The organism is Leclercia sp. Colony189 (assembly GCF_009740165.1).
GTDB lineage: Bacteria > Pseudomonadota > Gammaproteobacteria > Enterobacterales > Enterobacteriaceae > Enterobacter.
In genome coordinates this window covers 3,066,373-3,093,337 of the sequence record NZ_CP046557.1, presented here as the reverse complement: position 1 = coordinate 3,093,337, position 26,965 = coordinate 3,066,373, and the positions used below count along the sequence as shown (strand labels likewise).

Sequence of the window (26,965 nt, the reverse complement as noted above, 5' to 3'; positions counted from 1 at the left end):
CGGGCATTTTGCACATATAGAGATGATGAAATGAAAACGCGTAAAGGGATTATTTTAGCCGGTGGCTCAGGAACTCGTCTGTATCCGGTCACTATGGCTGTCAGCAAGCAGCTGCTGCCCATCTATGACAAACCGATGATCTACTACCCGCTCTCCACGCTCATGCTGGCGGGTATTCGTGACATTCTGATCATCAGTACCCCTCAGGATACGCCTCGCTTTGAGCAGTTGCTCGGTGATGGCAGTCAGTGGGGCCTTAATCTGCAGTACAAAGTCCAGCCGAGCCCGGACGGCCTGGCGCAGGCCTTTATTCTCGGCGAAGAGTTCATTGGTGACGATGACTGTGCGCTGGTGTTGGGCGACAACATCTTCTACGGCCATGACCTGCCGAAGTTAATGGACTCCGCTGTAAACAAAGAGAGCGGAGCTACCGTCTTTGCTTATCATGTGAACGATCCGGAGCGCTATGGTGTTGTTGAGTTTGATAAAGAAGGCACGGCTGTCAGTCTCGAAGAAAAACCGGCTGAGCCAAAAAGTAATTATGCCGTAACCGGTCTTTATTTCTATGACAATAGCGTGGTGGAAATGGCGAAGAGTCTGAAGCCCTCCCCGCGTGGCGAACTGGAAATCACTGACATCAACCGTCTGTATATGGAGCAGGGCCATCTCTCCGTTGCGATGATGGGCCGTGGTTTTGCCTGGCTGGATACGGGAACGCATCAAAGTTTGATTGAAGCGAGTAACTTCATTGCAACCATTGAAGAGCGCCAGGGATTGAAGGTGGCTTGTCCGGAAGAGATCGCCTACCGTAAAGGCTTCATCGATGCGGAGCAGGTTAAAGACCTTGCGAAACCTTTAGCGAAAAATGCTTACGGTCAATATTTGTTGAAAATGCTTAAAGGTTACTAACCAAATAAATCAATTGGCCAATTCAGAAAGGGTTACAATAAAACACTATTTATGAATAGAAATTACTAAATTATGTCACTTTTGAAAAACAGCATATGGAATATGGCAGGGTATGCAATCCCGACGTTGATTGCCATTCCAGCATTTGGAATTATCGCACGAAAGATAGGCGTTGAATTATTTGGGCTGTATACGTTGTCGATGATAGTTATTGGATATGCAAGCATATTTGATGCAGGTTTAACCAGAGCTGTTGTAAGAGAAATAGCGCTGTTAAAAGAGAATAAATCAGACAGCAATACCGTTATCATAACATCGCTCGTTGCTATTTTTATATTAGGATTGTTAGGTGGAGGGGCGTTATTTCTTTTCAGAGATAATATTATCACGTTGCTTAATATTAGCAGCCAGTATTATTCCGATGTATATCGTTCAATTGTCGTCCTTGCTTTACTTATTCCTGTGTTCTTAGTGACGCAAATATTCCTCGCCGAACTTGAAGGGCGTGAATATTTTGGGCATTTAAACATTCAAAAGAGCATTGGTAATTCACTTATTGCTGGTTTGCCTGTCTGCTTTGTTTTCTATCAGGAGAGTCTTTTTTTTGCCGTGTTAGGGATAGCTTTGGCTAGGATTATCTGCCTGCTATTAAGTTATTTATACGTCAGGAAAAGAATTACCTTAGGCATAAGCTATTTTTCACTATCTGTTTTAAAACGTATGTTTTATTACGGAGGGTGGGTAACCGTTAGTAACATTATATCGCCGCTGTTGATCAGCATGGATAGATTCATCTTATCAAATATTGCGGGCGCATCGAAAATTTCTTTTTATACTGTGCCAAATGAACTTGTAAACAGATTGTCTATAATACCGGGCTCATTAGGCAAAGCTATTTTCCCAAAACTTAGCCGCTTGAATAATTACGATGAGTCTATTACGCATCAGAAGAACGCCTACAAGCTGATGACACTTATCTGTCTCCCTTTATGTATTTTCGTCTATATTTTCGCTGAGAAAATATTAACTATCTGGATGGGTAGTCAATTTGCAGGGGCCTCGTCAACAATATTGCAAATTATGATTGTTGGCTTTTTCTTTAATTGCTTTTCACAAATACCATTTGCAAATATACAAGCCTTTGGCAAGGCAAAATATACAGCTTATATTCATATGCTAGAATTTATTCCGTATATGATTTTATTGTTTGTGTTTACTAAGCAATTCGGAATTGTTGGTGTTGCCTTTTTATGGACTGCAAGAGTTATTGTTGATTTTATGCTTTTGTATTATATGAGCCATAGATGTAATATTCTTATGAAGACGCAAAGGTAAAGTAATGGTATATGTAATAGTATTAAACTGGAATGGGGCGAAGGACACATGCCAGTGCGTCAATAGCTTACTCCAAATGAATTATGATAAATTTAGAATTATTATAATAGATAATAAATCAACGGATGACTCATATACCACGATAAAAAACGAAGTGATTAGCAAGGCCAGTGATAAGCGTCAGGCCAATATAATTACGACGGAAGAAATTAACACTTATAAAGTTAAGAATGATGAAAAAATAATTTACATTCAGTCAGATTATAATCGCGGCTATGCTGGTGGAAATAATCTGGGCGTGAAGTTTGCGCTTAACCAGGATGATGCCGATTATGTATGGGTGTTGAATAATGATACAGAAGTCGATATCAACGCACTTAAATATTTAGTTGATAAATGTAGTAAAGACTCAAGCCTTGGTATATGTGGTTCTCGGTTAGTATATTTTGATGACAGAGAAACGCAGCAAGGCTTAGGTGGATTACATAATAAATGGCTGTGTACAACAAAACAGTATGGCATCGGTGAAAGTGCACATGCTAAATATAATGATGAAGTTGTTGCTCAGCAAATCGATTATGTCATAGGCGCGGCGATGTTCTTCACTAAAGCGTGTCTGGATAAAATTGGTTTAATGTATGAAGAATATTTCTTATATTATGAAGAATTAGATATTTGTTTGCGGGCGAGAAAGGCTAATTTCAAACTGGGTGTTTGCTCTGACAGCATTGTTTATCATAAAGAAGGTGCAAGCACAGGCGGCGGTAAAAGTAAAGTTGCTGATTTTTGCTCCATCAGGAACCGACTTCTGGTAACTGCTAAGTTTTATCCTCAATGCTTTATCACAGTATGGTTATCTCTGTTCGGTGTTGCTTTTAATAGAGCCAGAAGAAAAGAATTCAACAAGATGATTGTATGTCTTCTCATTATTTTTAGTTTTGGTAGGAAAAAATTACAACATGGAAAATAATCAAAGTAAAATATTTATTTCCATTGTATCTCATGGTCATGACGATATGATTCGTGAAAGTGGGATTCTTGAACAAGTTAAAAATTATAAGAATATTAATCTTGTCGTTAAAAATAACAAAATACATTCCTCATTAAATGAAAAAGATTCAGAATGTATTTATTTTATCAATGAGCAATTTAATTGTGGATTTGGAGAGAATAACAATATTGTTTTCAACTTCTGTCAAAGTCATTTAAATATGAAAGGAGAAGATTACTTTATTGTTTTGAATCCAGATGTATTGATTGATTTAACTGATGTTGTTGAATTATGTCAGGCTATGCAACAAAATGATGAAAAAGCTGCAACAATAAATTTATTTAAAGATGATGCAAAAATCATTTACGATAATTCGATAAGACATTTTCCAAAATTTAAAGACTTTTTCCTTTCATATCTTGGTTTCCAAAATAAAACAATTATCGAAAAAGCTTCTATTAATAATAAATGTGTTGTTGATTGGGCAGCCGGTTCATTCCTCGCTTTCCGGGCAGATCATTACGCTAAGCTAGGCGGGTTTGATGAATCATTTTTCATGTATTGCGAAGATATCGATATTTGTTACAGAAGCAAAGTGGAGGGGATAAATCTCATCTATTACCCGATGATTAGCGCAGTACATAAAGCACAGCATGCCAATAGATCATTACTCTCTAAACATTTTGTTTGGCATGTGAGAAGTATTATTAAATATTGTGCTAAAACAAAAGCCTTTTTTTAGGGGAGCGTTTAGATGAAAGTTGCATTTCTGTCATCTTATGATCCTACCTCAACAGGTAGTTGGTCAGGGACACCTTATTATATGCTGTCTGCGCTTAAAAGGCATAATATTGACGTTAAGGTACTTGGTCCCGTAAATTCATTTACTAAGCCATTGTTGAAAGCATTTAAATTGGTTCTAAAATTATTCGGGATCAATTATGATTATAGTTACTCTTCGATTTTATCTTATGAATATGCGTTTCGGTTTAATAAAAGATTAAAAAAATTGTCAGGCATAGATTTCATTATTGCGCCGGCAGGCTCAACGCAAATAGCAAAATTAAAAACCAACATTCCAATATTATATTTATCAGACACAACTTACGATCAGCTAAAAAAATATTATAGTAATTTTAATTCTATTAATGATTCTTTCCATTACCAGGGAAGTAAGATTGAGAACGCTGCTTTAAATAACGCTGCAATAGTATCTTTCCCTTCAGACTGGGCTGCTGATTTTTGTGTCAAACATTACAACATACCTGAGTCAAAAGTTAAAAAATTACTCTGGGGGGCTAATATAGTAGAACCTTATACTCATCCAAAAATCAGAACCAAAGATGATGATAAATCGTGTACCTTATTATTTTTGGGCGTCGACTGGGAACGCAAAGGTGGAAAAGTAGCGTTAGAGGCAGTGCAATATTTGCGTGAAAGTAAAAATATTGCCGCTAAGCTTATTGTTTGCGGATGTACCCCTGATACCAGAGATCTTCCAGAGTGGGTTGAAGTGACAGGCCGCCTGAATAAAGACATTCCATCTGAGATGAATGTTTTTAAAAATGTTCTCCTTAAATCCGATGTGCTTTTATTACCAACGATCGCTGAATGCTATGGCATGGTGTTTTGTGAGGCAGCTGCTTATGGTATGCCAGTTGTTGCAACTAATACAGGCGGGATTAGTTCTATTGTTATTGAAGGTGAAACTGGATTGCTGATTAATGATCCAACAGATTCTCAAGCGTTCGCGAACAGTATTTATGAAATAATTCATAATTTAGATAACTATAATCGCTATGCAAGTAATGCATTTGAAAGATATCATAGTCATTTAAATTGGGACGCATGGGCAAAAGAAATAATTGAGTTAATGTATGACTATAAATAATTTTAAATCTCACAATACAAATACTTTTTTATTATTTTTGATGCTTGTGTTTATTGCTCCTGATTTTATATACTATCGATTAGGGCTTGGTAACTTTTCACTTGCAACTCTGGTCGCATTAACTGTCTTATTCGTTTTTTTACGCTTTAAATGGATAACCCGTGAGTGTCGTTTGGCAACTGCGCTGGTCTTTTTTGTGCTGGTATTAAATATTATTGCTAGCTTCTTTGTTAATGGTATTGCCGAACTCTTTAATATAAAGGTGTATTTCTCTGTTGTATCATTACTGCTTATGGTTTACTTCGCATCTTGTTTTGCGAATACTGTAAATTATCTGTCGGACTACACTATTAAAAAAGCTTCATTAAGAATGTTTTATATTCTTTGTGCTATAGGGTTGTTAGGAGCGCTGCTAATTATTGGCGGAGTAGTGCAAGATAAAAGCATGATATTTTTCTCTGAACCCTCTGCCTATGCCTTGATATTTTTGCCATTTTTTTCGTTTGCATTATTTTATGCAAGAGGGACAACCACGATAATTATCCTTATCGTATCGTTTAGTATTGCACTTGCCGTACAGAATTTGACCTTACTGGTTGGTTTGGCCTTTTGCGTAATTGCTCTTAAAAAGATAAGGGTTTTACCTTTCGCTATAGCGTTATGTTTGATAATATTTGTCTGGACTTTTTATCAGTTCACTTATGATTATACCTACTTTTCTTCGCGCTTAAGTTTTGCCAACTCTACCAACTTTTCTGTACTGGTATATCTTTCCGGGCTTGAACGTGCGTTTTTAAACTTCACTGAAAGTTTAGGGTTGGGTACAGGCTTCCAGCAAATGGGTTACAACGGCGTGGTTGGAGAAAGCCAAAAGGTCTTAGAAAGTTTAGGCGCCGGACATTTGAACTTGTATGATGGTTCATTTATTGCTTCGAAATTTATTTCTGAGTTTGGACTGATTGGTTTAGTTTTCTGCATTTTATTTACGCTTAAATTTATCAAGGCTTTCATTTCGTTTAACTCGAAAAAAACCTATTCTGCTCAGCATGTATTTGCTTATTGTTTCTTACTGTCATTTATTATTCCACTCTATATTCGTGGTGCCGGGTATTTGAACCCATATGTATTTATGATGATGTCATCGCTCTTTATGTACCGTAATTTAAATAAAAAAATGTAATCTGGTGGAAAGGAATATTTATGTTTATAGTCATTTCAGGCGTTAATCTTGTTGAGGGGGGAACGCTTAAGGTTTTCAGAGATGCATTGATAACATTAGATAAGAATACTTCTCCTGATGATACTGTTTATGCATTGGTACATAAAAAAGATTTGTTTAACGATATTGTTTTTAAAAACATCACATTCATTGAGTTTCCAGACATTAAAAAAAGCTGGCTCAAAAGACTCCATTTTGAGCTTGTGACATGTAAGGCTTTGAGTAAAAAATGGGGCGCGGATGTGTGGTTGGCTATGCACGATATCACACCAAATGTCACCGCTAAAAAACAATATGTTTATTGCCATAATTGCTCTACAGTGTATAAGGCAAATTTTAAGGATTTAGTATACGAGCCAAAGTTCTATCTTTTTTCTAAATTCTATAACTTGCTTTATAAAATCAATATCAAAAAAAACGATGCGATTATTGTACAGCAGCGTTGGTTTGGCGAGTATTTAAAAAACCATGTAGGAGCCGAGCGCTATATCGTTTCTCGCCCAATTAATCCTATTGTTAATGATTTGAAACCTTCTTTTACTCCTAAGCCTACGACGAATCTGTTCTATCCTGCATTACCCAGAACGTTCAAGAATTTTGAGTTATTGCTTGATGCACTCTCACTATTCAATGAGAAATTGCCTGAGCATAAAGGCAAGCTAACGCTCACCTTAACTTTTTCTGAAGATACGAATAAATATGCAAAACATTTAATTGAAAAATATAGACATGTTGAAGGTGTAAATTTTACCGGCATATTAAATTTTACTCAGGTTGAGCAGGCTTATTACCAATGTGACGTTGTTATATTCCCATCGTTGTTGGAAACATGGGGTCTGCCCATTTCAGAAGCGAAGACGCATGCAAAGCCGATTATATTGGCAGATTTACCCTATGCACATGAAACCTTGGGTAATTATGAATGCGCTGCTTTCATTGACCCTTATTCTTCAGATGCTTTAGCAGATTTGTTTGTTGATTTAGTGAATGGTAAACCCGTATTCAATGAAGTGAGTCTGGAAAAAGATGATGCATTTTATGATTGGGATAAAACCATAAAACACTTATTAACAACAAAAAATTAATATATTATCTGTTGCTAATATCCAAAAATTATCTTTTAAAAAAAACATTCGTTGAGTTAACATCTAAGCCACATTTCAAGCCGCGTACATGACGCGGTGACCACACCTGACAGGAGTATGTAATGTCCAAACAACAGATCGGCGTCGTCGGTATGGCAGTGATGGGGCGCAACCTGGCGCTGAACATCGAAAGCCGTGGTTATACCGTCTCCGTTTTCAACCGCTCCCGTGATAAAACTGAAGAAGTGATTGCCGAGAACCCAGGCAAAAAACTCGTTCCGTTCTATACGGTTCAGGAGTTTGTTGAATCCCTGGAGACGCCTCGTCGTATCCTGTTAATGGTGAAAGCTGGCGCTGGTACTGATGCTGCCATCGACTCCCTGAAACCGTATCTGGAAAAAGGCGACATCATCATTGATGGCGGCAACACCTTCTTCCACGACACCATTCGTCGTAACCGTGAACTGTCAGCTGAAGGCTTCAACTTTATCGGTACCGGTGTATCCGGCGGTGAAGAGGGCGCGCTGAAGGGCCCATCTATTATGCCAGGCGGCCAGAAAGATGCTTACGAGCTGGTTGCGCCAATCCTGACTAAGATTGCTGCTGTTGCCGAAGATGGTGAGCCGTGTGTAACCTATATCGGTCCGGATGGTGCGGGTCATTACGTAAAAATGGTTCACAACGGTATTGAATATGGCGATATGCAGCTGATTGCTGAAGCCTATTCTCTGCTGAAAGGCGGCCTGAATCTCACTAACGACGAGCTGGCGCAAACCTTCACCGACTGGAACAACGGTGAACTGAGCAGCTACCTGATCGACATCACCAAAGACATTTTCACCAAGAAAGATGAAGACGGTAAATACCTCGTCGATGTGATCCTTGATGAAGCGGCAAACAAAGGTACCGGTAAATGGACCAGCCAGAGCTCCCTGGATCTGGGCGAGCCCCTGTCCCTGATCACTGAATCGGTCTTTGCACGTTATATCTCTTCCCTGAAAGAGCAGCGTGTAGCGGCATCTAAGGTACTGAGCGGTCCGCAGCCGAAACTGGCCGGTGATAAAGCGGAATTTATCGAGAAAGTTCGCCGTGCACTGTACCTGGGCAAAATCGTCTCTTACGCTCAGGGCTTCTCTCAGCTGCGCGCCGCGTCTGACGAAAACAACTGGGATCTGAACTACGGTGAAATCGCGAAGATCTTCCGTGCCGGTTGCATCATACGCGCTCAGTTCCTGCAAAAAATCACCGATGCCTATACTGAAAACGCGGACATCGCAAACCTGCTGCTGGCACCATACTTCAAGCAGATTGCCGATGATTACCAGCAGGCGCTGCGTGATGTCGTCGCTTATGCGGTACAGAACGGTATTCCGGTTCCAACCTTCTCTGCAGCCGTTGCTTATTACGATAGCTATCGTGCCGCCGTGCTGCCTGCCAACCTGATTCAGGCGCAGCGTGACTACTTCGGTGCACATACCTATAAACGCACTGATAAAGAAGGTGTATTCCACACCGAGTGGCTGGATTAATCTGATTTAACTCAGTCATGTAGCGAAGCCCGGTGAACATCACCGGGCTTTTTTTATGTGTAATACCCTGCATTACCTCGGCTGATTCAACCGACACGCTAGAGCGCAGCATAAACCACTGTATTTATGCCTTTCTGTAGCCAGCCATACGCCTTGACATCAACTCGGCATACGAGGTAAAACCCCCAAAAGTTGCTTATTGCGGTGGGGCGGTAGTCGCTCCCGGACACTTAATCTAAAGAAGTTAACTCAATGAAAATAACAATCTCCGGAACAGGTTATGTGGGTCTCTCAAACGGGATCCTGATCGCGCAACACCACGAAGTGGTCGCACTGGATATCGTGCAGGCCAAAGTTGATATGCTGAACCAGAAGATCTCTCCCATCGTGGATAAAGAGATCCAGGAGTACCTGAGCAACAAGCCGTTGAACTTCCGGGCCACCACGGACAAAGTTGATGCCTACACCGGGGCCGATTTTGTCATCATCGCCACGCCAACCGACTACGATCCGAAGACGAACTACTTCAATACTTCAAGCGTTGAGGCGGTGATCAAGGACGTGACGGCAATCAATCCGAATGCCGTGATGATCATCAAATCGACCATTCCTGTTGGCTTCACTCAGTCGATTAAAGAAGAGCTGGGTATCGATAATGTCATCTTCTCACCCGAGTTTCTGCGTGAGGGCAGGGCATTGTACGATAACCTGCACCCATCCCGTATTGTTATCGGTGAGCGCTCAGAGCGTGCGGAACGCTTTGCTGCGCTGCTCCAGGAAGGCGCAATCAAAAAGGACATTGACGTGCTGTTCACGGATGCGACAGAAGCTGAAGCCATTAAACTCTTTGCTAACACCTATCTGGCTATGCGTGTTGCCTATTTTAACGAGCTGGACAGCTACGCAGAGAGCCTTGGGTTGAATACCCGTCAGATCATCGAAGGCGTGTGCCTCGACCCGCGTATCGGCAACCATTATAACAATCCGTCCTTCGGTTATGGCGGCTATTGCCTGCCGAAAGACACCAAGCAGCTGCTGGCTAACTATCAATCCGTACCAAACAATTTAATCTCTGCCATTGTGGATGCTAACCGGACGCGTAAGGACTTCATCGCCGACTCCATTCTGGCGCGTCACCCGAAAGTGGTGGGCGTGTACCGTCTGATCATGAAGAGCGGCTCGGATAACTTCCGTGCCTCCTCCATTCAGGGGATCATGAAGCGTATTAAGGCTAAGGGCGTACAGGTTATTATTTATGAACCGGTGATGAAAGAGGATGAATTCTTCCATTCACGTGTGGTTCGCGATCTGGAGGCCTTCAAAAAAGAGGCGGATGTGATCATCTCCAACCGGATGGCGGAAGAGCTCTCTGACGTGGCGGATAAGGTCTATACCCGCGATCTGTTTGGTAGCGACTGATACAGCAGTTAAAAAAGCCCGGCATTATCGCCGGGCTTTTTCTTATACCTTGTAAAATCCGCGGTACCAGTCAACGAAGTTTTTCACGCCATCCTTCACCGAAGTCTGCGGTTTAAAGCCGATGACCTCATACAGGGCGGAGGTATCCGCGCTGGTCTCCAGCACGTCGCCAGGCTGAATCGGCATCATGTTTTTGTCAGCTTCAATGCCTAACGCCTCCTCCAGCGCCGTAATGTAGTCCATCAGTTCGACAGGGGAGCTATTACCAATGTTATAAACGCGATACGGCGCGGAACTGGTGGCAGGAGAGCCAGACTCAACCGCCCATTCACTGTCTGCCTGAGGGATCACATCCTGCAGGCGAACAATGGCTTCAGCAATATCATCGATATAGGTGAAGTCGCGCTTCATCTTACCGAAGTTATAAACGTCAATACTTTTGCCTTCCACCATAGCTTTGGTGAACTTAAACAGCGCCATATCCGGACGACCCCACGGCCCATAAACGGTAAAGAAACGCAGACCGGTCGTTGGCAGCCCGTAAAGATGGGAGTAGGTGTGGGACATCAGTTCGTTGGCTTTTTTGGTCGCAGCGTAGAGCGATACCGGGTGGTCAACGGAATCATCGGTCGAGAAAGGCATTTTGCGGTTCAGGCCATAGACCGAACTTGATGATGCGTACAGCAGGTGCTGGACTTTATTGTGACGGCAGCCTTCCAGTACGTTCAGATGACCGACCAGGTTAGCTTCTGCGTAGGCGTGTGGATTATCCAGGGAGTAGCGTACGCCTGCCTGCGCGGCGAGATGAATGACGCGATCGAATTTTTCAGCGGCGAAGAGGGCCGCCATACCGTCGCGATCGGCCAGTTCAAGCTTATGGAAGCTAAAGTTCGCGGAGGTGAGCAGATCAAGACGCGCCTGCTTCAGGTTCACATCGTAATAGTCATTGAGGTTGTCGATACCCACAACCTGATGTCCGGCATCCAGGAGCCGCTTGCTGACATGAGCGCCGATAAAGCCTGCTGCGCCAGTGACCAGAAATTTCATAACTGTCCTCATCTGTTACTCATCATGTCCGGTGCGTTAAATACCGGATTTGCGGTATGATAACGCGATGCGCAGGGTAACCAAACATCATATTTTCGTTATGCCTCATCGGATTCCTATAGAAAATCCGAAAACAATCGATAAACTATATCTGAAACTTTATTATTTGCGCTTTTTGGCCTTCTAAGGATTATATGACGCACAACAACAATAACGCGGTCATGCGAAGCAATGACCCTGAACAGATTGATTTGATGGATCTTTTGGTGCAGCTGTGGCGTGGGAAATGGCTTATTGCTGTGTTTGTCTCCATCGCCCTTGTGATTGCCGGCCTGTACTTGGCCTTTGCCAAAGAGAAGTGGACCTCTACCGCGATCATCACCCAACCTGATGCAGCCCAAATTGGCAGTTACAGTAACGCGCTTAATATCCTTTATGGTAGTAATGCGCCGAAACTCACTGAGATTCAGGCAAGCGTAATCACGCGTTATAACGCCTCCTTCTCCGCATTATCCCAGACGCTGGAAAACGGTGCTGTCCCGGAAACGCTGACTATCGAGCCTACCGTTAAAGGCCAGGAGATGCCTCTAAGTATTAAATATGTGGGCAACTCGGCTGAAGCGGCGCAAAAGCAGGTGGCGCAATATATTCAGCAGATTGATGAACTAATTCAAAAAGAGCTTGAAGTTGATCTTAACGATAACATCAAGCAGCAGGTCACCAGCTTGAACGATGTGCTGGGTAACCAGCAGACCATTGCTCAGGAACAAAAAGACCTGCGAATCAGACAGATCACGGAAGCCCTGAAGTATGCTGAAGCGGCCAACATTACCACGCCAAAAATCCAGCAAACCCAGGATGTTACTCAGGAAACAATGTTCCTGTTAGGTACCGAAGCGTTGCAATCTATGATCGCTCATGAATCTTCGCGTCCGCTAACGTTGTCCGACAGCTACTATCAGAACAAACAGAAACTGCTCGATATTCAGAAACTAAAGATCGATCCGACTACCATCCATGCCTATCGCTATGTGATGAAGCCGGACCTGCCGATCCGCCGTGACAGTCCTAAACGTTCGCTGGTGCTTGTTCTGGCGGTACTGCTGGGCGGGATTGTCGGCTCCGGCATCGTGTTAGGACGTAATGCCCTACGCAATTATCAGAGCAGGGCGTAACAGCTAAAAAAACCGGGTTTCCCCGGTTTTTTTATTTGTGCCGCTGGCGCAGATTCTCAATCACCGTCGTTAAGTCCAGATCTTGATCCTGGAGCAGCACCAGCAGGTGATACATCAGGTCAGAGGCTTCATTGGTTAGTTCAGCCCGGTCGTTCACGGTGGCGGCCAGGGCTGTCTCAACGCCTTCTTCACCCACTTTCTGCGCGATGCGCTTAGTGCCGCTGGCATAGAGCTTCGCGGTATAGGAGCTTTGCGGGTCGGCCGTTTTGCGTTCGGCCAGCAGTTGCTCCAGCTGGTACAGGAACAGCCACTGGTGGCTGGCGTCGCCAAAGCAGCTGCTGGTGCCCAGGTGGCAGGTTGGTCCGATAGGGTTTACCAGCACCAGCAGGGTATCGTTATCGCAGTCCGGGGTGATGCTGACCACATTGAGAAAATGGCCGGAGGTTTCACCTTTAGTCCACAACCGCTGTTTGGTGCGTGAGAAGAAAGTCACTTTGCCGCTATCGACGGTCTTCGCCAGGGCGTCCTGATTCATATAGCCCAGCATCAGTACTTCACCGGACACCGCGTGCTGCACCACCACCGGCATCAGGCCGTCGGTTTTTTCCCAGTCCAGCTGCGCACGTTGTTGCTCTGTTAACATACCCTAATCTCCACGCCCTGATTCGCCAGGAACGTTTTTAACTCACCAATATTGATAATCTGCTTGTGGAATACCGAGGCCGCCAGCGCGCCGTCAACATCGGCATCACGGAAAGCTTCCAGGAAGTGCTCCATCGTGCCTGCGCCACCCGAGGCAATCAGCGGCACATGGCAGACGGCGCGCATCTTTTTCAGCTGCTCGAGGTCATAACCGTTGCGCACGCCGTCCTGGTTCATCATATTCAGGACAATCTCCCCCGCACCGCGCTTCTGCACTTCCTGTACCCACTCCAGTGTCTCCCACTGAGTCACGCGGGTACGGCTCTCATCGCCGGTGTACTGGTTAACGTGGTATTTGCCGGTGGCTTCATCAAACCAGGTGTCGATGCCGACCACAATGCACTGTACGCCAAAGCGATCCGCCAGACGGGTAATCAGTTCGGGATCGGCCAGGGCAGGGGAGTTGATGGAGATCTTATCGGCGCCAAAGGAGAGAATTTTGGCCGCATCGTCCGCCGATTTAATTCCACCCGCCACGCAGAAAGGAATATCGATCACTTCCGCCACGCGCGCCACCCAGCTTTTATCCACCACGCGGCCATCGCTGGACGCGGTGATATCGTAAAAGACCAGCTCGTCAGCCCCTTCTTCCGCATAGCGTTTTGCGAGGGGAACGATATCGCCGATGATCTCGTGGTTGCGGAACTGCACGCCTTTCACGACCTGACCATCCCGCACGTCGAGACAAGGAATTATCCGTTTTGCCAGCATTGAATCGCCTCCATCACAGTAAATTTTTCTTCCAGCAGGGCGCGACCAACGATAACCCCACGAACGCCCGTCCCGCGCAGGGCCGCGATATCATTTATATCACCAATGCCGCCTGAGGACTGGAACGCCACCTGCGGATAACGGGCGCACACCTCTTCGTACAGCGACACGTTGGAACCCGCCAGGGTGCCGTCGCGGGAGATATCGGTGCATAAAACATGCTTCAGGCCCACCGGCAGGTAGAGATCGACCAGCGCCTCCAGCGTCACCCCAGAGTTCTCCTGCCAGCCGCTGACCGCAACCTGTTTTTGACCCTGGTCATCGATACGCACATCCAGCGCCAGCACCAGCGCGTCGGCACCGAAGCGCCTGAACCAGCCTTTTACCGTCTCGGGATCGTTCACCGCGGTGGAGCCGACCACCACGCGCGCCACGCCCGCGTCGAGCAGCGCCGCCACATCTTCTTCGGTACGCACGCCGCCGCCAACCTGCACCGGAACATTAACGCCCGCGACCAGTTTTTTCAGCAGTGGGATCTGGCGTCTGGCCGGTTCTTTCGCCCCGGTGAGATCAACCAGGTGCAGCACCTCGGCGCCCTGGGCGGCATAGTCCTGCAGTCGGGGCAGCGGATCGTTGCCATAGTCGCGTTGCTGGCCGTAATCGCCCTGGTGCAGACGGACAACCGTGCCGTCAATTAAATCTAAAGCAGGAATAATCATCACATCTCCAGGAAGTTTTTCAGCAGCTGCGCGCCTGCGGCACCGGAGCGCTCCGGGTGAAACTGCACGCCGTAGAAGTTATCTTTCTGCACTGCGGCGGTGAAGGGCTCGCCGTAATGACACTGAGCGATAGTGTGTGTGTTCACCGGCATTGCGTAGCTGTGCACGAAATAGAAGTACGCCCCGTCCTCAATACCACGGAACAGGCGATCGCCCGCTTTCGGGTAGACGCGGTTCCAGCCCATGTGCGGCAGAGGTAAACCGTGATCGGTCATTTTCGGCACGTCTTCATCAATAATGCCCAGCAGGTCCACGCCGTTGGACTCTTCACTGCGGCGGCCCAGCAGCTGCATGCCCAGACAAATTCCCAGCACCGGCTGGGTACAGGCCTTAATCAGCTCGACCAGCTCACGCTGGTGGATCTGATCCATCGCCGCCTGTGCCGTACCGACGCCCGGTAAAAAGAGTTTACTGGCGCGCAGTACCACATCCGGATCGCGGCTAACCAGCGGCTCGTAGCCATGGCGGGCAATGGCTGATTTTACGGAGTTAAGGTTGGCGCAACCGGTATCGAGGATCACCACGTTCATCACAGCACTCCTTTCGACGACGGCAGGGTATCGCCTTCCACGCGAATGGCCTGGCGCAGGGTGCGGCCAAAGGCCTTAAAGAGGCTCTCCACGCGGTGGTGATCGTTCTTACCTTTGGTTTTCAGGTGCAGCGTCAGGCCCATGGCGTAGGAGAGGGAGCGGAAGAAGTGCTCAACCATCTCGGTGCTCAGGTCGCCTACGCGCTGGTAGGTAAAGTCAGCTTTATATTCCAGGTGCGGACGGCCAGAGATATCCAGCGCGCAGCGCGCCAGGCACTCATCCATCGGCAGCACAAAGCCAAAGCGGTTAATCCCGCGCTTGTCACCCAGCGCGAGCTTCAGCGCTTCGCCCAGCGCCAGGCCGGTATCTTCCACGGTGTGGTGATCGTCAATGTAGAGATCGCCTTTCACGCCGATCTCCATACGGAATCCGCCGTGGGTAGCGATCTGATCCAGCATATGATCGAAAAAGCCCACGCCGGTGTGGATTTTGCTGCCGCCTTCGCGATCCAGCCAGACCTTAACGTCGATCTGCGTCTCTTTGGTATTACGCTCCACGTGGGAGAAACGATCGCGTTTGGTCAGCTGCTCGCCAATCATCGCCCAGTTCAGGGCGTCACGGTGATAGCGCAGGCCCGTAATTCCCATATTAGCGGCCAGTTCTATGTCGGTAGCGCGATCGCCAATCACGTAGCTGTTGGCTTTATCCAGCGCCGCTTCGGCCAGATACTGCTCGACCAGCTTCACTTTCGGCTTACGGCAGTCGCAATTATCAGCGGGTAAATGCGGGCAAATCAACACTTCATCAAAGGCGACGCCCTGTGAGGTCAGGATCTGCATCATCAGATCGTGCGGGCCGTCAAAATCGGCCTGCGGGAAGCTGTCGGTGCCCAGACCGTCCTGGTTGGTGATCATTACCAGCTTAAAACCGGCTTTTTGCAGCTTAAGCAGCACCGGAATGACATCGGCTTCAAACGCCAGCTTGTCGAAACGATCGACCTGAAAATCCGAGGGTGGTTCCGAAATAATGGTGCCGTCACGATCGATAAAGAGGTACTTCTGGCTCATACTTTCTCCGCATTCAGGGCGTCGATAACGCGCTGGCTCTCTTCACGGGTACCCACGGTAATGCGTAAGCAGCCACTCAAAGAGGGTTGTTTGTTCTGGTCTCTAAGGATAATGCCCTGATCCCACAAAGATTTAAATACTGCACTCGAGGCGGTAAAACGCGCCAGAATATAGTTGGTTTCTGAGTCGAAAACCTGTTCAACGCAGGCAATGGTTTTAAGTGCGCTGACCAGATACTGACGCTCGTCAACGATCTGCGCCACGCGGCTGCGCATGGCCGTAATGCCGTCTGCCGACAGCGCCTGCGCGGCGATATCCGCCACTGGCGTCGAGAGCGGATAAGGCGCAATCACCTTCATCAGCAGATCGATCACCTCTTTATTCGCCAGGGTAAAGCCACAGCGCAACCCGGCCAGAGCAAACGCTTTTGAGAGGGTTCGCAGGATCACCAGGTGCGGATACTCTGCCAGCCAGCCGGCGAGCGTCGCCTGGGGGCAAAACTCGATATAGGCTTCATCGGCGACCACCAGGGCTTTGCCGCGGGTCATCTCCAGCAGGGCGCGAATATCCTGGGGATTAATCAGCTGGCCGGTGGGGTTATTCGGGCTGCAGACAAAGACCACCTTCACGCCGTCGAGATTATCGGCAATACCCTGTAAATCAAGCTGCCAATTTTCCAGAGTTGGCACTTTACGTAGCTCAACGTTGAAGGTTTCGGCGCTGACGCTGTACATGCCGTAGGTCGGCGGGCAGTAGAGCACTGCGTCTTTACCCGGCTCGCAGAAGGCGCGGATCAGCAGTTCGATGCCTTCATCCGCACCGCGGCTCACCAGCACCTGCTCCGGTTTTACACCAGCGTAGGCCGCATAGTTTTCAATCACCGCTTTCGGCTGACACTCCGGGTAGCGGTTCAGCGTCTGCTGGGTCAGCTCAAAGGCGACAGGCTTCGGAAATTCATTGGCATTCAGCCAGACATCGCCATTGCCCCCCAGGCGGCGGGCAGACTGATACGGGGTCAGGGCGCGAACGTTGTCGCGGGCTAACTCTTCAATACTCATGCTTGCTCCTTCAGGGCGGCAACGCGCAGCGTCACGGCATTTTTGTGGGCGGTCAGGCGTTCAGCGGCGGCCAGGGTTTCAATCGTCGCGGCAAGAGAGGCAAAGCCCTCGCGGGAGAGTTCCTGCACGGTCATACGCTTCTGGAAATCCGCCAGCCCCAGGCTGGAGCAGGTGGCGGTATAACCGTATGTCGGCAGCACGTGGTTCGTTCCGGAAGCGTAATCCCCTGCGGACTCCGGGGACCAGTCCCCAAGGAATACCGAACCGGCGCTGGTGATGCTGTCGACCAGCTCACGGGCGTTGCGGGTCTGAATGATCAGGTGCTCCGGGCCATAGAGATTAGAGATGGCGATGCACTGGTCCAGATCCCGGGCGACAATCAGGCGGCTGGCAGAGAGCGCCTGACGGGCAGTCTCTGCCCGGGGCAGATCCGCGAGCTGACGTTCTACGGCTTCACCCACTCGTTTTGCCATATCTGCATCCGGTGTCAGCAGGATAACCTGTGAATCCGGGCCGTGCTCGGCCTGGGAGAGCAGATCGGAAGCGACAAAATCCGGGGTCGCGCCGCTGTCTGCAATCACCAGTACCTCCGACGGACCGGCTGGCATATCGATGGCCGCACCGTCCAGCCGCTGGCTGACCTGGCGCTTGGCTTCGGTGACGAAGGCGTTGCCCGGGCCGAAGATTTTATCCACGCGCGGAACGGACTCCGTCCCCAGCGCCAGCGCCGCAATAGCCTGCGCCCCGCCGACGTTGAAGATCTCCTGTACCCCGCACAGCTGCGCGGCATAGAGGATTTCATCGGCAATCGGTGGCGGAGAGCAGAGCACCACTTTACGGCAACCGGCGATACGGGCAGGGGTCGCCAGCATCAACACGGTAGAGAAGAGCGGAGCGGAGCCACCCGGAATATACAAGCCCACCGAGTCGACCGGACGGGTCACCTGCTGGCAGCGTACGCCGGGCAGGGTTTCCACATCGACGGTTTGTAGCTTTTGCGCAGTGTGGAAGGTATCAATGTTCTGTACCGCGACAGCCATCGCCTGCCTTAACTCATCGCTCAGACGCGCTGCGGCCTCGGTAATCTCCTGCTCGCTGACCTTCAGCGCCGCGACGTCGGTTTTATCAAACTTAGCGCTGTACTCCCGCAGGGCGTCGTCGCCTCGGGTTTTCACATTTTCCAGAATCTCCGCCACGGTGCGGGTAATGCTCTGTGACGCGGAGATAGCCGGGCGCATCAGCAGGGCGCGCTGCTGTTCCGCGCTACAGGTGTTCCAGTCGATCACGGTGTTAAAGCTCATGGTTGTTACTCCATCATCTTCTCAATCGGCAACACCAGGATAGAGCTGGCCCCCAGCGCTTTCAGTTTTTCCATAGTTTCCCAGAACAGGGTTTCGCTGCTGACCATGTGCATCGCCACGCGCTGCTGATCCCCTGCCAGCGGCAGAATAGTAGGGCGTTCAGCGCCCGGCAGCAGGGCAATCACTTCATCCAGGCGTTCGGTAGGCGCATGCATCATGATGTACTTAGATTCACGGGCCTGGATCACACCCTGAATACGGGTCAGCAGACGGTCAATCAGCTGCTGCTTGGCTTCCGGCATTTCGCCGTCGCGCTGGATCAGACAGGCTTTGGAGCGGTAGATCACTTCCACTTCGCGCAGGCCGTTCGCTTCAAGCGTGGCGCCCGTGGAAACCAGATCGCAAATTGCATCAGCCAGACCGGCACGCGGCGCAACTTCAACAGAACCATTCAGCAGACAGGATTTAAACTGCACGCCCTTCTGATCGAGGTAGCGCTTCAGCAGGTGAGGGTAGGAGGTGGCAATTCGCTTGCCGTTCAGGGAAGCCGGGCCGTCCCACGGTTCGTCAGCCGCGGTGGCCAGCGACAGGCGGCAGCCGCCAAAATCCAGACGGCGCAGCGTGAAGTAGCGCGGATCTTCGCCCTGGGCGCGGCGGGTCAGCAGCTCTTCTTCCAGCACGTTTTCGCCAATGATGCCCAGATCCACCACGCCGTCCATCACCAGGCCCGGAATGTCATCGTCACGCACGCGCAGAATATCAATCGGCATATTCTCTGCCAGCGCAATCAGACGCTGCGTGTGCAGGTTAATTTTTATGCCACAGCGCGCCAGCAGTTCGCGTGAATCGTCGCTAAGACGACCTGATTTCTGCATAGCTATGCGTAAACGTGAATTATCTAACATTGTCGGTTCCTCATGATCCTGTTGTAACTTGCCTGAACACGGTCCAAAAAAAAGCCCCCGGAAGATGATCTTCCGGGGGCTTTTTCTTGCGTTCATGCACCACTGGAAGATCTAACTGTCTTCCAGCACACATCGCCTGAAAGACTAGTCAGGATGATGGTGATGATGGTGGTGTTTAAATTGAACGCGTGTCATAAAATTCTCGATGAATGCTTATTCATGTGATGTCGTTTAACCTAAACCACTTGCGCTATATAAAGCAAGGGCTTTTTTTAATCATTAAATGATTTCATATTAGCGCTATCAATTGTCAGTTCAGCGTGGCTGGCGTAGCCTTACAGCAGAGGCGTAATAGTCAGGAGAAAACGCATGAAAAAGGTCGCAATTGTCGGTCTGGGATGGCTTGGAATGCCGCTGGCTATGTCGTTACAGGCGCGGGGCTGGCACGTCACTGGCAGCAAAACCACCGCAGATGGCGTCGAGGCGGCGCGGATGTGCGGTATTGAGAGCGTTGAGTTGCGCCTTGAGCCGGAACTGGTATGCGACGCCGATGACCTGGACGCTCTGATGAATGTGGATGCGCTGGTATTAACGCTGCCGGCACGTCGCACCGGTCCGGGTGAAACCTATTATTTGCAGGCGGTGCAGGAAATTGTCGACAGCGCGCTGGCACACCATATTCCGCGCATTATTTTCACCAGCTCAACCTCGGTATATGGCGATGTCGAAGGTGCCGTCAAAGAAAATATGCCGCGCCAGCCGGTAACCTCCAGCGGGCGTGTTTTAAAAGAGCTGGAGGACTGGCTGCATAATTTACCCGGCACCCAGGTGGATATATTACGCCTTGCGGGGCTGGTTGGGCCTGGCCGTCATCCGGGGCGCTTTTTTGCCGGAAAATCAGCGCCTGACGGACAACATGGCGTCAATCTGGTACACCTTGAAGATGTTATTGGTGCGATTACTCTGCTATTACAGGCTCCAAAGGGCGGGCACATCTATAATATATGTGCGCCCTCTCATCCGACACGCAGTACATTCTATCCGGTGATGGCTCGTCAGCTTGGCCTGGCACCACCGCACTTTCACGATGCCCCTGGAGAGGGGAAGGGCAAATTGATTGATGGGAACCGCATCTGTCATGAACTGGGATTTGAGTATCTCTTTCCCGATCCGCTGGTTATGCCTATGGAGTAACGCCGCTGGCGGAGCGTAAGCGCACCACAAGGGGGTGAGCATGAAACCGCTGCTGGATGTCCTAATCATCCTCGATGCCCTGGAAAAAGAGGGGAGCTTTGCTGCGGCGTCGGCGAAGCTCTTTAAAACGCCCTCCGCCCTCAGTTATACCGTTCATAAGCTTGAAAGCGACCTCAACATTCAGATCCTCGACCGTACCGGCCACCGGGCGCGCTTTACCCGCACCGGAAAAATGCTGCTGGAAAAAGGGCGGGAAGTGCTGCATTCAGTACGCGAGCTGGAAAAGCAGGCCGTCAAACTGCATCAGGGCTGGGAAAATGAGCTGGTAATCGGCGTAGACGACACCTTTCCCTTTTCACTGCTCTCGCCGCTGATTGAAGCCTTCTATCAGCGACACAGCGTTACCCGGCTTAAGTTTATCAACGGCGTCCTCGCGGGCTCGTGGGAAGCGCTGGTGCAGGGGCGGGCAGATATCGTCGTCGGCGCATTACACGAGCCGCCCCAGCTCAGTGAATTTGGTTTTGCCTGTCTGGGGCAGCTCGAACAGGTCTTCGTCATTGCCCCGCACCATCCTTTAGCCCAGGAGCCAGAGCCAATTAACCGTCGGGTCATTAAAAGCTACCGTGCCATCGTGGTGGGCGACAGCGCTTTGCCTGGCTGCACCGCGTCATCGCAGCTGCTCGACGATCAGGAAGCCATTACCGTTTTCGATTTTAAAACCAAACTGGAACTGCAAATAAGCGGCTTAGGCTGCGGTTACCTTCCGCGTTATTTAGCTCAGCGTTTTATCGAAAGTGGGGCGTTAATTGAGAAGCAGGTGATGGCGCAATCCAGTTATGATTCAGTATGGATAGGCTGGAATGAACAGACTGCCGGCCTCGCCAGTGCCTGGTGGCGGCAGGAAATTTTAGCAAATAGTGCTATTGCTGCTGTTTATGCCCAAAGCGAAGCCGGAAAATCAAGCAATTAGTATGAATTATTGTTTCAAATTGCCGTCGCACCCTTGCCTTTTCGCCTCAAACCAGGGCAAAATGCGCCGCTGCAAACATATAAATAATCGACGATATAAAAGGCGTCGGTTATTTTTTTTTGCATGTAAGAAAATCATTTAAATCCAAGAGGCCGGGCTTCGTACCGGATAGATATTTACTAAAATCCGACAGTTGTTGTCGCTGAGGAAGAAAGAAATGGGGCAATCATTCGCTTACGTGGCGGTATTCACCGTAAAGGAGAATAACTATGTCGCATAACGCAACTCCAAAAACCTCTCGCGTGGAATTACGTAAAACGCTTACGTTGATTCCGGTTGTTATGATGGGCCTTGCCTATATGCAGCCGATGACGCTGTTTGATACATTCGGTATCGTATCAGGCCTCACTGACGGTCACGTTGCAACGGCGTATGCTTTTGCGCTGGTCGCGATCCTCTTTACTGCGCTGAGCTACGGCAAGCTGGTTCGCCGCTTCCCGTCCGCAGGCTCTGCGTACACCTATGCTCAGAAGTCCATTAGCCCGGCTGTTGGCTTTATGGTGGGCTGGTCATCACTGCTGGACTACCTGTTCATGCCGATGATCAACATTCTGCTGGCAAAAATTTACTTCGAAGCGCTGGTGCCTTCCGTGCCGTCGTGGATCTTCGTTGTGGCGCTGGTGGCCTTTATGACCATCTCTAACCTGCGCAGCATCAAGACCGTTGCCAACTTCAACACCCTGATCGTTATCCTGCAGATGGCGATTGTGGCGGTCATTGTCGGTCTGATCATCTACGGCGTTTCTCACGGTGAAGGTGCGGGTACGCTGGTAAGCTCACGTCCGTTCTGGTCTGAAGATGCGCATGTTGTGCCAATGATCACCGGTGCGACGATCCTCTGCTTCTCGTTCCTGGGCTTCGATGGTATCTCTTCTCTGTCTGAAGAGACGAAAGACGCAGAGCGTGTCATCCCGCGCGCTATCTTCCTGACGGCGCTGCTGGGCGGCATCATCTTTATCGGTGCGTCTTACTTCCTGCAGCTCTACTTCCCGGATATCTCTCGCTTCAAAGATCCGGACGCGTCACAGCCAGAAATCATGCTCTATGTTGCGGGTAAAACCTTCCAGTGGGGCGTGCTGATCTTCTCCAGCGTTACCGTACTGGCATCCGGCATGGCGGCGCACGCGGGCGTTTCTCGTCTGATGTATGTCATGGGCCGCGACGGCGTATTCCCGACGCGCTTCTTCGGTTATGTTCATCCGAAATGGCGTACCCCAGCATGGAACGTGCTGCTGGTCGGTGCGATTGCGCTGCTGGCGATTAACTTTGACCTGGTTACCGCTACCGCCCTGATTAACTTCGGTGCGCTGGTTGCCTTTACCTTTGTTAACCTCTCCGTGATCTCGCAGTTCTGGATCCGTGAGAAGCGCAACAAAACGCTGAAAGACCACTTCAACTATCTGCTTCTGCCGGTCTGTGGCGCGCTGACCGTGGGTGCGCTGTGGATCAACCTGGAAGAGAGCTCCATGGTTCTGGGTCTGATCTGGGGTGGTATTGGTCTGGTTTACCTGGCATGTGTGACTAAAAGCTTCCGCAACCCGGTACCGCAGTACGAAGACGTCGCCTGATTAATAGACCACAAAACCCGTAGGCCCGCGCCAGCGTAGTGCCGACGGGCAAAAAAAAGCCGGAGACATCGCCTCCGGCTTTTTTGCTTTCTCAGGTCACACTATCTCCTGCGCATACTGATACAGCGCTTTCAACAGTGCCTGCTTCTCCGCATTGCCTTCATACTCACCGTAGAGCATCTCCAGCTCCTGGGCATAAGCCTGTAAATACTCCGGCGTAAAGACGTTACGGCGATGCTGCAACCAGCGCTCCTGCTCGGCCTCATCCAGCGTGCCGGGGAAATTTCGCGCGCGGTAGTTAAACATCAGCTTCCTGATACGCTCATCCACAAAGGTAATGTCCAGTGCGGGCAGGTTGCGGGGATCGGTCTGCAAAACGATGTTCATGGCATTGCGGTCCGCATCGCTGAAAAAGCCGTTATAGAGCTGGGCATCGACATTCTCAGAAGGAATAAATGGTTCCGCTTCAGCGAAGATCGCCACCGCTTTTTCCCGCACCTGCGGGTTTTCCCGCAGCAGCTTCAGGTTAGCCAGGCAGCGTTGACGATCGATGCCCAACCGCTCGGCATCGATCGGGCGCAGGGTGTTGGCTGGCGCCAGCACCGGACACTTATTGATATGCACCAGCTTCACCGGTACGGCGGCATCGTCACCCAGCGCCTCTTTCGGCGTATACAAACGCTCGCGAAGCTGGTCGCTGTCGAGCGTCAGCAGCGGGGTAATATCGCCAGCCAGATCCACCATAATCACCGCGTTGCGGTTGTCCGGATGCCAGGCCAGCGGGGCGACCCAGCTGGTGTTGCCTCGCCAGGCGCCAAACATCCCGGAGATGTGCATCAGCGGTTTCATCTGCGGCACATCAATCAGAGTGGTTAATTTTTGCTTGCTGCGATGGCTTAGCAGATATTCAAACAGCTTCGGCTGTCGGGTCTTAACCAGCTTCGCCATCGCAATGGTGGCATACACATCCGCCATGGCATCATGGGCATTACTGTGTTCAATGCCGTTCGCGCGGGTCAGATGCTCCAGACGGAAGCTGGGCAGCCCGTCGTCGTTTTCCGGCCAGTTAATCCCCTCCGGACGCAGGGCGTAGCAGGCGCGCATCACGTCGAGCAGATCCCAGCGCGAATTACGGTTTTGCCAGCTCCAGGCGTAGGGATCGTAGAAGTTACGGTAAAAAATATGGCGGGTTACTTCATCATCGAAGCGCACGTTGTTGTAGCCCACCACGCAGGTGTTGGGCACGGTGAACAGGTCGTGAATGCGACGGGCAAACTCCGCCTCATTCACCCCTTTCTCGCGGGCCTCCTGCGGCGTAATACCGGTCACCATCACCGCCCCCGGCTGGGGTAAATAGTCATCGGCCGGTTTGCAATAGAATACCTCCGGCTCGCCAATAACGTTGAAATCCGCATCGGTGCGGATGGCAGCAAACTGGGCAGGGCGATCCAGCGAAGGGCTGGTGCCGAAGGTTTCGTAATCGTGGAATAAAAAAGTCGGGCGCGCGGCGGAGTCAGACACCAGTAATACCATCCTGTTTATGAGTGACACTGCTATGGTAAACCATCCGGCCAGGCACGCCGAAGAAAAAGCGCTGCCCACCTGCAAATTTGCGACCTGGTATCCGGGAAAAACATGCGTGCTGTCACATTTTTTTGCAATTATTCCAGGTATCCAGCGGGAAACTTCCGTAAAAAGGGCAACGATTTTAAATGACCTGAGGATATACCGTTGAAACGCCGTCTGTTTATTGCTGTTTCTTTACTCACTTTGAGCATTTCATCCGCGCTGGCTGCCGACCCGATTAATTATGCGCCGCAGCCGCCAGCTATCCAGGCGGGTTCCTGGGTGCTGATGGACTATACGACGGGACAAATTTTAACGGCGAGCAACGAACATCAGCAGCGCAATCCGGCCAGCCTGACCAAGCTGATGACCGGCTATGTGGTTGACCGCGCGATCGACAGCCATCGCATTACGCCGGACGATATGGTGACCGTAGGCCAGGACGCGTGGGCCAAAGGGAACCCGGTTTTTAACGGCTCCTCGCTAATGTTTTTGAAAGCGGGTGAACGGGTCTCCGTGCGCGACCTCAGCCGCGGACTGATTGTCGATTCCGGGAATGACGCCTGCGTGGCGCTGGCCGATTACGTGGCGGGCGGACAGCCGCAGTTCGTCAATATGATGAATGATTACGTTAAAAAGCTGAATTTGCGCGACACCCACTTTGAAACGGTACATGGTCTCGATGCGCCGGGCCAGCACAGCTCCGCTTACGATCTGGCGGTGCTCTCCCGCGCCATCATCCACGGCGAGCCGGCGTTTTACCATATGTACAGTGAAAAGAGCCTGACCTGGAACGGTATCACCCAGCAGAACCGGAACGGTCTGCTGTGGGACAAGTCGCTCAGCGTGGATGGCCTGAAAACCGGACACACCTCTGGCGCCGGCTTTAACCTGATCGCCTCTGCTGTTGACGGTGAGCGCCGTCTGATTGCTGTCGTCATGGGGGCTGAAAGCCCAAAAGGCCGCGAGGATCAGGCGCGCAAACTGCTCCACTGGGGCCAGCAGAATTTCGATACCGTGCAGATCCTGCGTAACGGTAAGCAGGTGGGCAACGAGCGCATCTGGTACGGCGATAAAGAGCGTATCTCGTTAGGTACCGATCGGGACTTCTGGCTGGCACTGCCAAAGGCGGAGCTGCCGAACATCAAGGCGAAGTATGTCCTGGATAAGAAAGAGCTCGAAGCACCGATTGCCGCCCATCAGCGGGTCGGGGAGATCGAACTGTACGATCGCGATAAAGTGGTAGCCCACTGGCCGCTGGTGACGCTGGAGAATGTGGGTAAAGGCGGGATGTTCTCGCGGCTGAGCGACTATCTGCACCATAAGGCGTAGCGCCTGGAGGAGCAGGCTGGCGACAGTGCGAGCCTGCTCCCATAATAGACAGGTCATTATTGTTAAACCGCTTTTTTCTGCATTACAGTGTATGTATATACAGTAAACAATCGGAGGCAGCATGGACTACAGCATCACGCACCAGAATAAACGCAAAATTGCCGGTTTTCATATGGTTGGCCCGTGGGAGCAAACCGTTAAGCAGGGTTTTGAACAACTGATGATGTGGGTAGAGGGGCGTCAGATCCAGCCGCTGGAGTGGGTGGCGGTCTATTATGATAACCCTGACGAAGTGCCTGCCGAAAAACTACGCTGCGACACGGTTGTCACCGTGCCGGACGATTTTGTTATCCCTCCCAACAGTGAAGGGGTGATCCTGACCGAAGTGGCGGCAGGCGACTACGCGGTGGCGACGGCCCGCGTTGAGAACCATGATTTCGCCACGCCGTGGAATCGGTTTTTCGACAGTCTGCTTGAGGATGTCGATTACCAGATCGCGCCAAAAGCCTGTTTTGAACGTTATCTGAATGATGGGAATGTCGACGGCTACTGGGATATTGAGATGTTTATTCCGGTACAGAGCCGCATGGCATAACGGTTCCTTAATGCCCACACTTAACAG

Annotated in this window: 27 protein-coding genes and 1 other annotated feature; of the genes, 16 read left to right on the top strand and 11 right to left on the bottom strand. The window is 49.8% G+C overall.

Features of this window, described 5'->3' with window-relative positions; translation table 11 throughout:
• Positions 1–30: 30 nt before the first annotated feature.
• The 9 genes from rfbA (at position 31) to ugd (ending at position 10,378) form a co-directional block, all read left to right on the top strand.
• Entirely contained in the window at positions 31–909 is an 879-nt protein-coding gene (gene rfbA, locus GNG29_RS14875) for a glucose-1-phosphate thymidylyltransferase RfbA (protein ID WP_156654864.1), read from the top strand.
• Positions 910–981: 72 nt separating this feature from the next.
• On the top strand, positions 982–2,244 hold the full coding sequence (locus GNG29_RS14870) for a flippase (RefSeq protein ID WP_156654863.1): 1,263 nt from the start codon (positions 982–984) through the stop codon (positions 2,242–2,244).
• A gap of 4 nt (positions 2,245–2,248) precedes the next feature.
• Positions 2,249–3,214, top strand: a complete 966-nt coding sequence (locus tag GNG29_RS14865; RefSeq protein ID WP_156654862.1) for a glycosyltransferase family 2 protein — start codon at positions 2,249–2,251, stop codon at positions 3,212–3,214.
• On the top strand, positions 3,204–3,977 hold the full coding sequence (locus tag GNG29_RS14860) for a glycosyltransferase family 2 protein (protein ID WP_156654861.1): 774 nt from the start codon (positions 3,204–3,206) through the stop codon (positions 3,975–3,977). Before GNG29_RS14865 ends, GNG29_RS14860 begins: the two co-directional genes overlap by 11 nt.
• 12 nt (positions 3,978–3,989) lie before the next feature.
• Positions 3,990–5,126: a glycosyltransferase family 4 protein gene (locus GNG29_RS14855; RefSeq protein WP_156654860.1), complete on the top strand. Its 1,137-nt coding sequence runs from the start codon at positions 3,990–3,992 to the stop codon at positions 5,124–5,126.
• Positions 5,113–6,306: a hypothetical protein gene (locus tag GNG29_RS14850; protein WP_156654859.1), complete on the top strand. Its 1,194-nt coding sequence runs from the start codon at positions 5,113–5,115 to the stop codon at positions 6,304–6,306. The genes GNG29_RS14855 and GNG29_RS14850 overlap by 14 nt, the downstream gene beginning before the upstream one ends.
• A 20-nt stretch (positions 6,307–6,326) precedes the next feature.
• Positions 6,327–7,430 carry a glycosyltransferase gene (locus GNG29_RS14845; protein WP_156654858.1) on the top strand — a complete coding sequence of 368 codons (1,104 nt, stop codon included), beginning with the start codon at positions 6,327–6,329 and terminating at the stop codon, positions 7,428–7,430.
• 122 nt (positions 7,431–7,552) lie between these two features.
• Positions 7,553–8,959, top strand: a complete 1,407-nt coding sequence (gene gndA / locus GNG29_RS14840) for an NADP-dependent phosphogluconate dehydrogenase (RefSeq protein WP_156654857.1) — start codon at positions 7,553–7,555, stop codon at positions 8,957–8,959.
• 252 nt (positions 8,960–9,211) lie between these two features.
• Entirely contained in the window at positions 9,212–10,378 is a 1,167-nt protein-coding gene (gene ugd, locus GNG29_RS14835; protein WP_156654856.1) for a UDP-glucose 6-dehydrogenase, read from the top strand.
• Between the two features lie 42 nt (positions 10,379–10,420).
• Here ugd and GNG29_RS14830 read toward each other — a convergent pair whose 3' ends face one another.
• Positions 10,421–11,425 carry an NAD-dependent epimerase gene (locus GNG29_RS14830; RefSeq protein ID WP_156654855.1) on the bottom strand — a complete coding sequence of 335 codons (1,005 nt, stop codon included), beginning with the start codon at positions 11,423–11,425 and terminating at the stop codon, positions 10,421–10,423.
• Positions 11,426–11,619: 194 nt separating this feature from the next.
• Between GNG29_RS14830 and wzzB the strand changes: the two genes are divergently transcribed.
• Positions 11,620–12,600, top strand: coding sequence for an LPS O-antigen chain length determinant protein WzzB (wzzB, locus tag GNG29_RS14825; RefSeq protein WP_156654854.1), 981 nt, complete (start codon positions 11,620–11,622; stop codon positions 12,598–12,600).
• Between the two features lie 31 nt (positions 12,601–12,631).
• Here the strand turns inward: wzzB and hisIE are convergent, their stop codons facing one another.
• The 9 genes from hisIE to hisL all read right to left on the bottom strand — a co-directional run bounded on the left by hisIE (position 12,632) and on the right by hisL (position 19,848).
• Positions 12,632–13,243, bottom strand: coding sequence for a bifunctional phosphoribosyl-AMP cyclohydrolase/phosphoribosyl-ATP diphosphatase HisIE (gene hisIE, locus GNG29_RS14820; protein WP_156654853.1), 612 nt, complete (start codon positions 13,241–13,243; stop codon positions 12,632–12,634).
• Positions 13,237–14,013, bottom strand: a complete 777-nt coding sequence (hisF, locus tag GNG29_RS14815; protein ID WP_156654852.1) for an imidazole glycerol phosphate synthase subunit HisF — start codon at positions 14,011–14,013, stop codon at positions 13,237–13,239. The genes hisIE and hisF overlap by 7 nt, the downstream gene beginning before the upstream one ends.
• Complete coding sequence (gene hisA, locus GNG29_RS14810) at positions 13,995–14,732, bottom strand: 1-(5-phosphoribosyl)-5-[(5-phosphoribosylamino)methylideneamino]imidazole-4-carboxamide isomerase (protein WP_156654851.1); 738 nt, start codon at positions 14,730–14,732, stop codon at positions 13,995–13,997. Before hisA ends, hisF begins: the two co-directional genes overlap by 19 nt.
• The gene (gene hisH / locus GNG29_RS14805; protein WP_103180193.1) at positions 14,732–15,322 is read right to left on the bottom strand and encodes an imidazole glycerol phosphate synthase subunit HisH; all 591 of its coding nucleotides are present in this window, start codon (positions 15,320–15,322) and stop codon (positions 14,732–14,734) included. The genes hisA and hisH overlap by 1 nt, the downstream gene beginning before the upstream one ends.
• Positions 15,322–16,389 (bottom strand): bifunctional histidinol-phosphatase/imidazoleglycerol-phosphate dehydratase HisB, encoded by a 1,068-nt coding sequence (gene hisB / locus GNG29_RS14800; protein ID WP_156654850.1) that lies wholly within the window; start codon positions 16,387–16,389, stop codon positions 15,322–15,324. Before hisB ends, hisH begins: the two co-directional genes overlap by 1 nt.
• A complete protein-coding gene (hisC, locus tag GNG29_RS14795; RefSeq protein WP_156654849.1) occupies positions 16,386–17,447 on the bottom strand; it encodes a histidinol-phosphate transaminase in 1,062 nt (353 codons plus the stop codon). The genes hisB and hisC overlap by 4 nt, the downstream gene beginning before the upstream one ends.
• On the bottom strand, positions 17,444–18,748 hold the full coding sequence (gene hisD, locus GNG29_RS14790; RefSeq protein ID WP_103180190.1) for a histidinol dehydrogenase: 1,305 nt from the start codon (positions 18,746–18,748) through the stop codon (positions 17,444–17,446). Before hisD ends, hisC begins: the two co-directional genes overlap by 4 nt.
• 5 nt (positions 18,749–18,753) lie before the next feature.
• A complete protein-coding gene (gene hisG / locus GNG29_RS14785; protein ID WP_103180189.1) occupies positions 18,754–19,653 on the bottom strand; it encodes an ATP phosphoribosyltransferase in 900 nt (299 codons plus the stop codon).
• A gap of 45 nt (positions 19,654–19,698) precedes the next feature.
• Positions 19,699–19,822, bottom strand: a sequence feature (His leader region).
• The gene (gene hisL / locus GNG29_RS14780; protein ID WP_001364200.1) at positions 19,798–19,848 is read right to left on the bottom strand and encodes a his operon leader peptide; all 51 of its coding nucleotides are present in this window, start codon (positions 19,846–19,848) and stop codon (positions 19,798–19,800) included. (Overlaps the previous feature by 25 nt.)
• 174 nt (positions 19,849–20,022) lie before the next feature.
• On the opposite strand from hisL, the gene GNG29_RS14775 reads away from it, so the two are divergent.
• The 4 genes from GNG29_RS14775 to GNG29_RS14760 all read left to right on the top strand — a co-directional run bounded on the left by GNG29_RS14775 (position 20,023) and on the right by GNG29_RS14760 (position 23,445).
• Positions 20,023–20,847, top strand: coding sequence for an SDR family oxidoreductase (locus GNG29_RS14775; RefSeq protein ID WP_103180188.1), 825 nt, complete (start codon positions 20,023–20,025; stop codon positions 20,845–20,847).
• Positions 20,848–20,887: 40 nt separating this feature from the next.
• On the top strand, positions 20,888–21,817 hold the full coding sequence (locus GNG29_RS14770) for a LysR family transcriptional regulator (RefSeq protein ID WP_103180187.1): 930 nt from the start codon (positions 20,888–20,890) through the stop codon (positions 21,815–21,817).
• A 217-nt stretch (positions 21,818–22,034) separates the two neighbouring features.
• A complete protein-coding gene (gene yoeI, locus GNG29_RS23530) occupies positions 22,035–22,097 on the top strand; it encodes a membrane protein YoeI (protein ID WP_138370007.1) in 63 nt (20 codons plus the stop codon).
• Positions 22,087–23,445 (top strand): APC family permease, encoded by a 1,359-nt coding sequence (locus GNG29_RS14760; protein WP_168192029.1) that lies wholly within the window; start codon positions 22,087–22,089, stop codon positions 23,443–23,445. Before yoeI ends, GNG29_RS14760 begins: the two co-directional genes overlap by 11 nt.
• 96 nt (positions 23,446–23,541) lie before the next feature.
• Here the strand turns inward: GNG29_RS14760 and sbcB are convergent, their stop codons facing one another.
• Positions 23,542–24,966, bottom strand: coding sequence for an exodeoxyribonuclease I (sbcB, locus tag GNG29_RS14755; RefSeq protein ID WP_103181108.1), 1,425 nt, complete (start codon positions 24,964–24,966; stop codon positions 23,542–23,544).
• A gap of 204 nt (positions 24,967–25,170) precedes the next feature.
• Between sbcB and dacD the strand changes: the two genes are divergently transcribed.
• On the top strand, positions 25,171–26,343 hold the full coding sequence (gene dacD, locus GNG29_RS14750) for a serine-type D-Ala-D-Ala carboxypeptidase DacD (RefSeq protein ID WP_156654848.1): 1,173 nt from the start codon (positions 25,171–25,173) through the stop codon (positions 26,341–26,343).
• A gap of 121 nt (positions 26,344–26,464) precedes the next feature.
• A complete protein-coding gene (gene sbmC, locus GNG29_RS14745) occupies positions 26,465–26,938 on the top strand; it encodes a DNA gyrase inhibitor SbmC (protein ID WP_156654847.1) in 474 nt (157 codons plus the stop codon).
• Positions 26,939–26,965 lie beyond the last annotated feature (27 nt).